The 13128-nt window shown below is 58.4% G+C and carries 9 protein-coding genes and 3 tRNA genes; 5 read left to right on the top strand and 7 right to left on the bottom strand.

Annotation, left to right across the window (positions count from 1 at the left end; translation table 11 throughout):
- Nucleotides 1-13: 13 nt before the first annotated feature.
- A complete protein-coding gene (pgsA, locus tag LVD10_RS01750) occupies nt 14-595 on the top strand; it encodes a CDP-diacylglycerol--glycerol-3-phosphate 3-phosphatidyltransferase (RefSeq protein WP_232942647.1) in 582 nt (193 codons plus the stop codon).
- 85 nt (nt 596-680) lie between these two features.
- Here pgsA and LVD10_RS01745 read toward each other — a convergent pair whose 3' ends face one another.
- From LVD10_RS01745 to tesB, 6 genes are all read right to left on the bottom strand, one after another.
- Nucleotides 681-2012, bottom strand: coding sequence for a S8 family peptidase (locus LVD10_RS01745; RefSeq protein WP_237061559.1), 1332 nt, complete (start codon nt 2010-2012; stop codon nt 681-683).
- Nucleotides 2013-2423: 411 nt separating this feature from the next.
- Nucleotides 2424-2510: transfer RNA gene (locus tag LVD10_RS01740), tRNA-Leu, on the bottom strand.
- 89 nt (nt 2511-2599) lie between these two features.
- A tRNA-Cys gene (locus tag LVD10_RS01735) sits at nt 2600-2673 on the bottom strand.
- Nucleotides 2674-3300: 627 nt separating this feature from the next.
- Nucleotides 3301-4542 (bottom strand): hypothetical protein, encoded by a 1242-nt coding sequence (locus tag LVD10_RS01730; RefSeq protein WP_237061554.1) that lies wholly within the window; start codon nt 4540-4542, stop codon nt 3301-3303.
- 152 nt (nt 4543-4694) lie between these two features.
- Nucleotides 4695-4771, bottom strand: a tRNA-Pro gene (locus LVD10_RS01725).
- Between the two features lie 70 nt (nt 4772-4841).
- Nucleotides 4842-5687, bottom strand: coding sequence for an acyl-CoA thioesterase II (gene tesB / locus LVD10_RS01720; protein ID WP_237061550.1), 846 nt, complete (start codon nt 5685-5687; stop codon nt 4842-4844).
- 352 nt (nt 5688-6039) lie between these two features.
- Here tesB and LVD10_RS01715 point away from each other — a divergent pair, with 352 nt between their 5' ends.
- From LVD10_RS01715 to LVD10_RS01700, 4 genes are all read left to right on the top strand, one after another.
- The gene (locus LVD10_RS01715) at nt 6040-6717 is read left to right on the top strand and encodes a TetR/AcrR family transcriptional regulator (RefSeq protein ID WP_232942639.1); all 678 of its coding nucleotides are present in this window, start codon (nt 6040-6042) and stop codon (nt 6715-6717) included.
- The gene (locus tag LVD10_RS01710) at nt 6710-7276 is read left to right on the top strand and encodes a DUF1285 domain-containing protein (protein WP_237061548.1); all 567 of its coding nucleotides are present in this window, start codon (nt 6710-6712) and stop codon (nt 7274-7276) included. The genes LVD10_RS01715 and LVD10_RS01710 overlap by 8 nt, the downstream gene beginning before the upstream one ends.
- Before the next feature lie 501 nt (nt 7277-7777).
- The gene (locus LVD10_RS01705) at nt 7778-9427 is read left to right on the top strand and encodes a beta-helix domain-containing protein (RefSeq protein ID WP_237061544.1); all 1650 of its coding nucleotides are present in this window, start codon (nt 7778-7780) and stop codon (nt 9425-9427) included.
- Nucleotides 9428-9545: 118 nt separating this feature from the next.
- The gene (locus LVD10_RS01700) at nt 9546-12269 is read left to right on the top strand and encodes a TonB-dependent receptor domain-containing protein (RefSeq protein ID WP_237061542.1); all 2724 of its coding nucleotides are present in this window, start codon (nt 9546-9548) and stop codon (nt 12267-12269) included.
- A gap of 99 nt (nt 12270-12368) precedes the next feature.
- Here LVD10_RS01700 and LVD10_RS01695 read toward each other — a convergent pair whose 3' ends face one another.
- Nucleotides 12369-12998 (bottom strand): cysteine hydrolase family protein, encoded by a 630-nt coding sequence (locus LVD10_RS01695; RefSeq protein ID WP_232942631.1) that lies wholly within the window; start codon nt 12996-12998, stop codon nt 12369-12371.
- Nucleotides 12999-13128 lie beyond the last annotated feature (130 nt).

Here is a 13128-nt window from a genome sequence, read left to right as displayed (position 1 = left end):
TACAGGGAAAAGCATGACACTCGCCAATCAACTGACGCTCTTTCGAGTCGCACTGATACCAGTCCTGGTACTGGTATTCTTTCTGCCGTACAAGTGGAGCTACCTGGCCTCCGCCGTTATTTTTTCCCTCGCCGCCATCACTGACTGGCTGGATGGCTATATCGCCCGCAAGATGAACCAGAGCACGCCATTTGGGGCCTTCCTGGACCCGGTGGCGGACAAGCTCATGGTGGCGACCGCGCTGGTCCTCCTGGTGGGCCTGCACCAGAATGCCTGGTTTACTATTGCGGCAGCCGTGATTATCGGTCGCGAGATCGCGGTGTCGGCACTGCGAGAGTGGATGGCGGGGCTGGGCCTGCGCAGCAGCGTTGCGGTCTCCTTTATTGGCAAGGTAAAAACCACGGCACAGATGGCTGCAATCATCGTATTGCTGGCATTTGACGTGCGGGAATACCCGGTGATGGAGACGATCGGCTACATCCTCCTGTACACCGCCGCTGCGCTTACGCTCTGGTCGATGTTCATCTACCTGCGCGCCGCCTGGCCGGCATTGATGGATAGTGGTGAGAGCAAGGATGAAAGTGCTGGCGAATAGCCGCAGGATGTAATGAAAAAATCCAGCACGAAAAAGGCCCGTACCGCTGGTACGGGCCTTTTTTGTTGCAACTGACGGTGATGGTTTAGTGCGGTGCCTGCAGCATCCCGCCACCGAAATCGTCATCATTGCCAGGCTTGCCCAGGTCCAGCGCCTGCTGGGCCATGTCTGCCACTACCTGGGCCGGATGCATAGAGCCACCATTCGCTTCGATCATCAGGGCGGCAACGCCGGCGGCATGCGGAGAGGCCATGCTGGTGCCCACGGACCAGTACCAGCCTCCGTTGCCGGTGCTGAATACGAAATCAAACACTCCGCAGGAGCGCACTAAACCGGCAACCGCACAGGCCGGCTCCGGGTTGGTAAAGTAGTACTCGTAGTCGCCACCCGGTGCGGCAAAGTCGATCAGCGACTGGCCGTAGTTTGAGTAGACTGCCAGCTGGTTAAGGTTTTCCTCGCCGGCTGCCCATCCCTTGGGGCCGGTGGCGGAGATAGAGATTGCGTGGGGCGAATCGGCGGGCAGGGTAACCACGTTGGTATCCTTGTCGCCGTCGCGCGCATCGTTGCCGGCCGAAGTGATGATGGTTACCCCGGCGTGATGGGCGTAATTCGTGGCCCTGGACATCATTACCTTCAGCGCCGCAGCACCCTCATCACTGGCTGGGAAGGACGCCCCGAGGCTCATATTGATCACGTCCGCATCGACGTCTGCAGCATGCACGATGGCCGCGGCCACATCGGCAAACGAACCGGTGCCTGCATCGCCCAGGGCTTTCAGCAGGATCAGCGTGGCTTCGGGGGCGACACCGATTGTACCGAAGGCATTGTCGGCCGCGGCGACGGTACCCGCCACATGGGTGCCGTGACTGAAGGCGTCATCAAAGCTGTAGCCGATGCCCTCGCCGGTGAAATCGGCACTAGCGTTGTAGTCGATATTCGGTGCGAGGTCCGGGTGGTCCATATCAAAGCCGCCATCGATCACGGCGACGCGCACACCCCGGCCGGTAAAGCCTGCATTCCAGGCCTCGGGTGCATTGACTGCGTCGTGTCCCCACTGCAGGTCAAAAAAGAAATCATCATCGCCGCTGCTGGGCGGGTTGCCGGCGTAGTCCAGGGTAGGGCCATCGAAAGTTACCGGCTCATAGAACTGGAAGGTGTTGTCGGCACTCAGGTGCTTTACCCCGGAAATTGTGCGGGCAATTTCGCCAAAATTGCTGCCGGCCTCGACCTTGAGTACACCGATTTGCGGCATGTGGCGGGTTACGGTGCCGCCTGCTGCGGCTATCTCGTCGAGTGTCTGCTGTTTTACGTCGTTGCCATGGGCGACCACTACCCACGATTCTGAGAGGGCCGCCGGCGAGGCGGTTATGCCCATCGCCAGCGTCGAGGCGAGCGCGATAAATTGCTTGCGTAACATAGGGTTCCTTCCTTCAATGCTTATTCGAACTTTATTTTGGTGGCGGCTTCCCTACCGCGAACTCCTGAGAAGTCGCTTAAAACAGCGCAGTGGCGCTTGTACCTATCTAAACGGTCGCTCGGGTACGAGTAAATATTATTTGACCAAATAACAATAAAGTTTGATCAGGAAGTGGAGATGGTAGGATGCGCATTCGTTAATGGCGCGCATTGAGTCTGGATTCGAAACCCCAATCTTTGAAGATGGTACCAGGTAAGTTGCCCGCGCAGCGTCATCAGCCTGGTGCCGATTGGGGCGTGGAAGTTAACGGGCTAAACCTGGGCTTTTGTTTCTTGTGGGCTGGCTTGAATGCAGGGCCTGGATCCGGTCGGGGAATAGTGGCGTTGGTCGCGCAGGAGTGGACGCAGGGATTGGTGCCCGGGGCCGGACTTGAACCGGCACGGCCGTAAGGCCGGGAGATTTTAAGTCTCCTGTGTCTACCGATTCCACCACCCGGGCAGGGTTGCGAGAGCAGGTGGTATTGCGGTTATCCGCAGGGGGGGGCTCTCGCGAATCACCCGCCGCGATTCGGGCAGGTGAGGGGAATATGGAGGCTAGGGTCGGAATCGAACCGGCGTACACGGAGTTGCAGTCCGCTGCATAACCACTCTGCCACCTAGCCATATTGTGTGCTCTGTCGAAACTTCAGCCGCCGGTTCGAGCGTAACCGGCGCTTGTATCTGGCCGCTGGCGCTGTAGTTGCAGTTCACTGCGTAACCACTCTGCCACCTGGCCATATTGTGTGCTCTTGAATCAAGAGCGTCCGCGTGAGCGGGCTTGAAAACGCGCTGGATTCTACCGGATGGAGCCGAAAAATCCCAGCATTTTCTTATACTTACGTCTCCGCACGGGTGCGAAGAAGGCGCTATTCTAGGGATTGGGCGCGATTAGTCAAGCGTTCTTGCGTGAGAGGGGGGCCGCTCATCCGCTATCCGCATCCCGGCACCTGGCGTGTGGGCTGCTGGCGTGTTTTAAGCGCATTCTCTATGGACGCGCTCTAACCTATTACCAATTGTTCTAAGATTTTCTACTGGCCGTACTGGCAATCCCGGCGACTTCGCCAATACTTGCTTTAACTGGCTAGCACATTCCCCCCCAAGGTGCTCAGTAATGCCGGTAGGACGCGCCCCATACGGCAGCTGTCCGCTGTGTAGCAAGGATGAAATCCTCCAAGTTTCACTCCTAATGGTCTTGGCCCTGACGCTCTCCCCCCCCCCGTCGTCAGGGCTTTTTTTTGCCTGTCATTTGCTCACTGTTCCGCGTCGCGGAGGTTGTCCTTGTCCAGGGCCTTGACCGGTCGACCGGCGGCTTCCTCGGCCAGCTTGCGGAACCGGGCCAGGGTTACCTTGCCCCGGTCTTCAGCCAGTGCCCGGGCCACGTCGTCAATGCTTGCTTTCCCATCGGTGGCCGCGCGGATTTCACGGTCCAGCTGGCGCATGATACCGACCGCCCGTGCGGTGACAGGCCCGGACGAGCGCTTGACCAGCAATGTCGGGGCTTCCTTGCCCCATTCCTCCAGTTCATCAACTGCTCCCTGGTAGCGGCGCTCACTGATGCCCCCGGTGCGCCGCAGGATCTCCAGGGAGTAGAACTCGGCCAGGCCCTCCACGATCCAGTCACTCTGGTGGTCGCCGCGGATTCCGGTGGCCACATGCACCAGTTCGTGGATCATGCTGCTGGTGCGGTTCCCGCTGATCAATGGGCGGTCGGAGTGCATAAAGAGTGAGCGGGTGCCCGACAGGCCACCCCGCCACATGGGATCGTCAGCGCAGACGATCAGCAGGTGTTGCGGGAATTCCGGGAATACCTTCTTGAGCTCAGGCAGGTTCCAGTTGAGGAAAGCCAGGGTGTCCTGGCGACGCACATTCTGGCCCAGCGGGGCGGCGACAGTGGTGTCCACGCCATCAATGATGTCCTGCCGGCTGCCAATCCGGCCCACGATCATCCAGCCCTTGGGCCGCTTGAAGCGCCGGCCAGGATCCTTGATACGGTAGTGGTCGTCCGCAATTTCCTTGTAGGGCAGGGCGGACGACCAGTCCTCGGGCAGTACCAGTTTCAGCTCGGCCCGGGACCGCAGGCCACTCTCCATAGTGGCGGAAATCGGCGGGATCAGCTTGTCACTGCGCAGGATTGACCATTTGTCAGTAATGCGGGAATCAAAACTGCCGGATCCCTTCTGTTCGTTGATTGTGAACTGGTAGCGCAGGCTGGCAGATTTACCCTTGGGGTGCCACACCGCCTCGTCACCATTGACCTCCAGGTCACCGTCGCTTTCCAGTTCCTGGTGGCGCTCCGGGTTGAGATGCAGTTCCAGCTTGCGGGGTAACTTTTCACCCTCCAGCCGGATTTCGACCAGGGCGCGGCCCGATTCGGGCTGGATTTCTGCCTGGTAAAGCAGCTTGAAGGTTTCGCTGCTTGCGGCTGGCGTAGATATGGCAAATACCGTACAGACGAGAAGCGGGCCCAGCAGGGAGTGCAGTTTTCTAAACATCTTTCCTGTCGCTGTGAGGTTGTCAGTGGGATTGGACAGCGCAAGAGGGTAACGGTGCCATCTGGATTGAGGCAACCGAAGTGATGATTCGAGAGGGGAATGGGTTTCACACGGCATAAAAAAAGCCCGCTATAAAGCGGGCTTTTCGCAATTGGTCGGTGAGAGAGGATTCGAACCTCCGACCCCTTCCTCCCGAAGGAAGTGCGCTACCAGGCTGCGCTACTCACCGATTTGTGTGTCGCCTCATCAACGAAGCGAGCGGCATTATAACAGCCGTTTTCCACTTGTAAACCATTGATTTACTTTTTAATTTGCCGGATCAGTCCCTCCTGGGCGGTGGACGCCACCAGTACACCGTCGCGGGTGAACAGCTGGCCCCGGCAGAAGCCCCGGGCACCGCTGGCGGAAGGGCTGTCAGTGACGTAGAGCAGCCAGTCATCCGCCCTGAAGTCCCGGTGGAACCACATGGCGTGGTCCAGGCTCGCGGGCATCAGGTGCGGGTCGAACAGGGAGATGGGGTGGGGTTGCAGGCTGGTCCCCAGCAGCGCCAGGTCAGAGGCGTAGGAGAGGGCACAGCGGTGCTCCAGCGGGTCATCCGACATCTCTCCCTCGGCCCGCAACCAGAACATGCAGCGGGCCTCGCGCTGCTTGCGGTCGAAATAACTCTCTGGGTCCACCGGGCGGAAATCGATCATATAGCGCCGCTGGTCGTGGGCCTCGCTGACCAGCCCGGCCTCCTCAGCCAGCTGCTGGGTGTTCTTCAGCGACTCCGGGTCGGGGACATCGTCGGTAGGCATGTCCACCTGGTGGTCAAAGCCCGGCTCCTGGATCTGGAAGGACGCCGACATGTTGAAAATGGCACGTCCGTGCTGTTTGGCCACCACTCGCCGGGTGGTAAAGCTGCCGCCATCCCGGATCGGGTCCACGTCGTAGATCACGGGCAGGTCGCTGCTGCCGGGACGCAGGAAGTAGGCGTGCAGGGAGTGGGGCAGGCGGTTCTCAACAGTACGGGTGGCCGCTGTCAGGGCCTGTCCCAGCACCTGGCCGCCGAACAACACCTTGCGGTAGTTTTCCACGTGCTGTCGGCTGCGGAACAGATTCCGGTCCAGCTCCTCTACGTCCAGCAGCTTGCTCAGTTTTTCCATTGTGTGCCTTACTTTCTGAGTGATCCATCGCCCCGGTCTGAGTATTGGCCAGTAACCGAGGGCATTCCAGCGGCGCATGATAACAACCCGGGAGGGTACGACCATTACCAATCTGCTCAGTATGGATGTTCCTTTAGCGGGCCATGATGGACCTGTTGGCGCCATATGCGACTGGGTTGGGCCCAGCCCATGCCGGCGCAAGGGCTTCCGGGGGCGGCGGGGCGCGTGATCGAGCGGCGCTTTCCACACAAAGTCCCCCGCAACGCTTTTCCAATGTCCACTAATTGCCTATCATTCATGAATGGATAGTCAATTTCAGTCTCAAAACCGTATGGCACCTAAGGTCGGAAGTATGGATAAGGCAAAGGAGAAGGTTCAGCGCTTCCGCGCGAGGGAGCAGCGGATCCTTGATGCAGCGCTCGAACTGTTACTCGAGCATGGCGAGGAGAAGGTTACTGTCGAGCAGATCGCCGAGCGGGTCGATATCGGCAAGGGCACCATCTATAAGCATTTCATCTCCAAGACAGAGATATACATGCGCCTGCTGATGGACTACGAAAAGGCCCTGACCGAGCGCCTCAAGTCCGCCGTAGCGACGGCAGAGCAGGGAGACATTACCGCCCCGGCCCGCGCCTACTTCGAATCGCGGATGGCCGACCCGGCAAAGGACCGCCTGTTCCAGCGCCTCGAAGAGAAAATCATTGCGCTGAACCTGGCCCCGGAAATGATCGCCGAACTCCATGCCATCCGTAACTCCAATGCGTCGGCACTGAACCGCGTATTCGAGCGCCGGATGGAGCAGGGCGTGCTCAAGAAGGTGCCAGCCTACTTCTACTATTCCACATACTGGGCCCTGGTACAGGGCGCCGTCGAACTCTACCACTCCCGGTCCTTTGCCGATGTGATCGAGGACCGTGAGGGACTGATGGAGTTCATTATGGATGTGGGTGTCCATATTGGTGACGTGTCCGGCCGCCGGCCTGAAGGTGGCTCCCCGTCAGAAGGTAGCGCGAGTTCCTCTTTTGGCTGAACCCCTGTTCCAGCAACTGCAGCGCTTACAGGAAGAGTTCAGCGGGCATCCACCAGTCTCCGATTGGAACCCGGACCTCTGCGGCGATATGGACATGCTCATTCGTCGCGACGGAAACTGGGTACACGAGGGCACTGTCATCCGCCGCAAGCCGCTGGTGAACCTCTTTGCCAGTATCCTGAAGCGCGAGGGCGATGAGTACTTCCTGGTAACCCCGGTGGAGAAATGGCGTATCCGGGTTGAGGATGTGCCATTCCTCGCTACCCAGGTCGCACGCGGAAAGGAGGGTGACTCGCAGCACGGCGAGGACAAGCTGCTCTTCACCACCAATTCCGGCGACGTGGTGCCCCTGGATGCGGAACACCAGTGGGAGCTGCGTCCGTTTGGCCGTCCGCCGCAACCCATTCCCTATATAGAAGTGCGCAACGGGTTATTCGCCCGGATTTCCCGTGACGTCTATTACGAACTCGTCGGCTGGGCCGCGACGCCCGCAGAGGGACCACAGGATACCCTTGTCATCAAGAGTGCTGGAGGCGAATGGCCGCTGGGGCAATACTGAGTAGCAGCGCCCCGGCTGCCGGAAGCCGGTTTCCTTGCGCAATTATATTCCTATTGTCTGCCCGATAGAGATCCCTGTCTTCCTCCGCCCGACCAGTACGGGACATTAAAAGTGGCTTCACTTTTTTTGTCTTACCGGCCAGGTAACGCTGGTAATTCCAACCGCAATTTTTCCCCGTTGCCCTCTGGCTGTATCTCCCCCGAATAGAATTTGTCCTCCATTTGATCGATTACTATTCGATTGAAACATGGGCGCAACATAAGTGTAATCTTTGTTTCTATTCATGCCAGATGTTGCAAGTTTTTTTGGAAAACAACCGAAAAGTAACATTTTCGCAACAATGCATTCCTACACTCCCCCTCGTCCGAATCGCCAAGGCGAACAAAAAATTTAAGGTTTCCGGGTTGCTGAAAAAACGCTTTTGGATTCAGGACGCACAGCTGAAGAAAAAAGTCAGAATTTTGGCTGCCCAAATTTGCAACACTTCCGTTAGGGGGAAACATGAAACACGTGAACAAGAAGCTGCTGCTTTCCGCGGCCATTGCCGCCCTGCTGGCCGGCTGCGACAGCGGTGGTATCAGCATCGAGCCGGAGACTGTCGACAATTCAGTCGACAATTCTGTAAGCGGTGGCACTCCCGCCGACGCAAATAACCCTTGCGCTTCTTACGAGGAGAGCGGGCAGGTAATGCAGGGCTCCTTCGACGGTGCAAATTGCACCTACTCGGCGAGCTTTGTTGACTCCGGTAACGCCCTGACCCAGGACTTGTTTATCCCTGCGCTGGACAACGGTGGTGTTCACATCTTTGAAGGCAGCCTGTTTGTCGGCAACAACTACGACGACGATGCGACCATGGCGGCGGCCGGCATTGCTGAAGGGGGCGACGGCGCCAAGCTGACCATCGAGGCCGGCTCCACCATCGCTTTCCCGGACAGCACCAAGTTCATGGTCGTTAACCGTGGCTCCCAGCTGTTCGCGGTGGGTACTGCAGATGCCCCGATCACTTTCACTTCCACCTCTGATGCCGTTGACAACGCCGTTGCCTTCGATGCGGTACAGCAGTGGGGCGGCATGGTGATCAATGGTTTCGGTATCACCAACAAGTGTAGCTACGACGCCAGCCTGAACACTTCCGAGTGTCACGTACTGGCCGAAGGCGCTGCCGGCAAGGACCAGTCCAACTACGGTGGTGACAACAACAGTGACAGCTCCGGCCAGCTGGAATACGTGCGAGTCAAGCACACCGGTGCGGAAGTGGCCAACGGTGACGAGCTGAACGGTATTACCTTCAGTGCCGTGGGCGGCGAGACCATTGTCAAGAACCTGCAGGTTTACTCCACCTACGACGACGGCATCGAGATGTTCGGCGGCGCGGTCAGCTTCGAAAACTACCTGGCCATGTACGTGCGCGATGACTCGATCGATATTGACGAGGGCTGGAACGGCTCCATCACCAACGCGCTGGTAATCCAGGCGGAAACCGATGGCAACCATTGCATCGAGTCTGACGGTATCGGCAGCTACGATGACAAAGACGCCGCTACTATTGATGCGATGATTTCTGCCGGTATCAACAGCCGTCCGGTCATCGACGGGCTTACCTGCATTATCTCCGCCAGTGGTGCTGATACCGCTACCCACGATCCGGGTGCCGGCTGGCGCTTCCGTGAAGCCATCTTCCCGAAGATCACCAACTCCATGGTGTTGGCTTCCTTCAATGCGGACACTACCGGTGTTGATGGCAGCAACTACTGCCTGCGTGTTGAAGACCCGGAGACCCTGGTTGAAGCGGAAATGGGTACCGAACTGCAGATCGAGTCCAATATCTTCGCCTGTGAAGATCGCACCAAGGGTGGCCCGGTTGGCGCACAGACCCTGGAAGAGTGGGCCGTTGCCAACAACAACGTCTTCGCCGATATCACCGGCGCCGTTGACCCGACCGCAATGAACGCTACCCAGCTGCAGCTTCTCGAGGGCACCCCATCTGTGTTCTCCATCGCTACCGGGAACATGATGGTCAACGATGCACCCATCAGCATCAGCCCAATCTCCCGCGCCTATTTCGGTGCGCTGAGCCAGGGTGACCTGGACTGGACCCAGGGCTGGACCTACGGCCTGCACGACGGCGAGCCGCTGTGGTTTGCAAACTAAGCAGGGCACTTGATCGGGGGCCTGGTCCCTGATCACCCGGGGCGCCACTTTCGCAAAGGGAGTCGGCGCCCTGTTTGCTTCTACCGCAGGATCAACAGGAAATATAAGAGGCCTGGAAATGGTTAAGATCGAAAAGTTTCAAAGAGCGCCGCTGGTACTGGCTATCGCCACGGCCTCGACCCTGACGCCCAATGCCTGGGCCCAGGTGGAGATGGATGATGTTCCCGCTCCACAAGCACAGCAAATCGAAGAAGTGATGGTCCAGGGCCGCCTGCGTGATTCGGCGGAGATGCTGGTCAGTGAGCGCCTGGAGGAAGAGGTCGTCACTGACGTGCTGGGCTCGGAGATGATCGGGCGCGTGGGTGATTCCACGGTTGCCGCAGCTCTCCGCCGCGTTTCCGGCCTTTCACTGGTAAGCGACAAGTTTGTCTATGTACGCGGCCTGGGTGAGCGCTATTCCAGCACCACCATGAATGGCGCTACGGTCCCTTCACCGGACCTGACCCGTAATGTAATCCCCCTGGATATTTTCCCCACCTCGGTGGTTGATTCCCTCGCCGTGCAGAAATCCTATTCTGCCGACAAGGCTGCGACCTTTGGGGGCGGTAACGTTGATATCCGCACCAGGGGCATCCCGGAGTCGCTGACGTATTCTCTTGAGCTCGGCACCGGCACGAACTCGGAGACCGACGGGGATGTGCTGAGCTATCGTGGCGGTGACGATGATGATTTCGGCACTGACGATGGAGCGCGGGAACTTGCCGGTGAAATAGACTGGTACCTGGAGCGTTTCCAGGGGCGCCTGGGTGTAGCCGATATCCGGGATACCCTGCAAAAAGAAGGCGTTGAATACGATTCCCCGCAGGATGCCTTCTCTGCGGCGCAGAAGCTGAATCGTGAGATGGCGCTGTACCTCAACCGCGATGTCGCCATTGAGGAGGAATCAAGTGAGCCGGATACTGATATCAAGGGCAGTGTCGGCAATCGCTTCTATATCGGTGATGACCTAGAAGTGGGCTTCCTGGCCGGGGGTTCCTACAAGAACAAGTGGCGTGAAGAGGAGCGTGTCAAGCGCAGCTTCGGCTCGCCCGACCAGCAATTCGATACCCAGAACAAGTCCACATATTCTGTCGACCTGAGCGGTAACCTGAACCTGGGTGTCCGTTATGGGGATGATCACGAAATCTCCAGCACCAGCCTGTACCTGCGCAATACCGATGACGAAACTGCCATCCGCGACTACTTCAACGAGAATCGCCAGCTCGCTGACGGCCGGGGCTTCCGTGAGTACAGCATCAAGTACGAAGAGCGCGACCTGTTTGTTAACCAGGTCAAGGGCAGCCATGTGGTTGGTGCCCAGACCAGGGAAATGATGCCCGGTGGCATGCTCAACTGGGTGCCGGAAGACCTGGCGTTCAACTGGTTCTATTCCGAAGCCACCGCTGCCACTGATATTCCCAATGAGGTGTCAGTGAATGCAGATACCACTACTGACGAATCCGGTGCAGTTGTCAGCTCGGCCGTCAGCATTGGCACCAATACTTCAGGTTTCCGTTTTACGGATCTGGAAGACACGGTCAAGGATTATGGCTGGATTGCAACCCTGCCGCTGCAGTTCTCTTCTTCCACACTGGAGCTGAGCGGTGGCTTTGCCCGCACAGAGAAGGGGCGTACCTACAAGGAGACCGAGTTCCGCCTGGGTGCCCTGGATGTCGACAGTGTTGATTCCCTGAACGGTTCATTGGACCAGGTGCTCAGCGACCAGAACATCACCGACTCGAACAACAACTTTGTGTTCGATCGCGCCGGTGCAAACAACCAGAGCTATATCGCCGCAACCCTGACCGATGCCGCGTTCGGTAAGTTCGACTGGACACTGAATGAAACCTGGCGTGTCTCCGCCGGCGCCCGCTGGGAGGACTACAACCAGGTGGCGCTGGACTGGAACCCCTACGGCTACACCATCGATGATCCGCAGGTCACCATGGATCGCCAGGAGCTGGAAGATGCAACGTTCAGCGAAGATGCGGTCTATCCATCTCTGGCACTGACGTATATTGGTAATCTCTGGGCCGAAACCTTCCAGCTGCGCTTTGGTGCCAGCAAGACCGCGGTGCGTCCCGACCTGCGTGAGATCACCGATGCCATCTATATCGACCCGATCACCGATGAGCAGATCAAGGGTAATCCCAGTGCGCGCCCGTCCGAGATCACCAATTATGACCTGCGCGCAGAGTGGTTCTTCGACAACGGCGACAACCTGACTCTCTCTGCCTACTACAAGGACATCCTCGACCCGATCGAATTCTTCGAGCTGGGCTCCAGTGATACCAACGTCGCGCGGGAGATTATCAATGCCGAGTCCGGTGAGATCACCGGTGTCGAGATTGAGGGCCTGAAGACCATGGGCTTCCTGGGCGAAACCATGGACAGTTTCTTTGTCCAGGGCAATATCACCCTGCAGGAGTCAGAGCTGGTTGCCGGCACTGAGGCGGACGCACCGACCAACGCCGTGCGTGAAATGACCGGTGCTTCCGATTACGTGGTCAATATGCTGGTTGGTTTTGATTCGCCCGACGGTTACCACGCGGCTACCCTGGGTTACAACGTATTCGGTGAGCGCCTGTACCTGGCCGGCCGTAACGGCTCGCCGGATGCATTCGAGCAGCCGTTCCACTCGCTGGACCTGACTTATTCCTGGTATCCCACCCAGGAGTTAACCATCAAGGCCAAGATGCAGAACCTGCTGGATGAGTCTGTAGAGATCGAGCGGGAGGGCGTCATCGTTTACGAAGAACAGCCGGGATCCTCATTTGCCCTGAGCGCGCAGTACAAGTTCTGAGAACAAACAGGGACTTGCCAGGCAGACCAGGCAAGCTTAAACCGGGCGCTGGTTCCAGCGCCCGGTTTTTTATTGTCCGGATGTCGTCGAAGTGCTGTATCAGCGTACCGAGCGTATATGCTGGCGCAGGTCTTCTACCAGCGTTTCGGTTTCGATGACATCGCAATAAACCCCTTGTAGTCGGTCCACAGTGTCTTTCTCCACCTGTTCACTGCCCGTGGCCGTGGCGTCTGTGACCAGGACTGGACGGTAATGGAAGTCGGCCAGGGCGCGGACGGTGGATTCAACACCCTGATGGGTAAACACACCGCAGCAATATGGCTGGGAAATATCCAGCTCGGTGAGCAGGGGGTGGATATTGCTGTTACCGAAAGGGCCGGAGCCGGTCTTGTTGATAATCAGCTCGTTCTCCCGGGGCCGCACTGAATCGAGAAATTCCGATTCCCGTGAGCCGGGCAGGCACAAGAGTTCGCGCCGCTTGTGCCAGTAAGTCCGGTCGCGCCCGTCAGTGGTTTTGCAGCGGGTGCGCAGGTGGATCACCTCCAGGCCCTTGTCGCGGAAGATCGCCTGTAACTCCTGGATGTTCGGCAGGGCCAGCTTCTCCAGCCGGTCAAAATAGTATTCCTGGCCCGGCTGGTCGAAGGGTGCCTCGCTGTCGGCGCTGAATATCCCATGACCGCGAGCGGCCACAAGGTACTGGAGGTCAATGCAGAGTAGGGCGGCTTTCATCCGGATAACCTGTCTTCGCGGTGTCGCAGGGCGACGTTCTTCTATGGCGGTATGCTTCAGTGTAGACAGGAGTGAAGGCCTGGCGGGGCCCGCCACCGGGACCAGGGGTGATCCCCGTGGCCGGCTGGCT

Source organism: Microbulbifer zhoushanensis, assembly GCF_021729055.1.
Lineage (GTDB): Bacteria > Pseudomonadota > Gammaproteobacteria > Pseudomonadales > Cellvibrionaceae > Microbulbifer > Microbulbifer zhoushanensis.
Note: the sequence above shows the minus strand (reverse complement) of the source record. Positions and strands in the feature narration are given on the sequence as shown.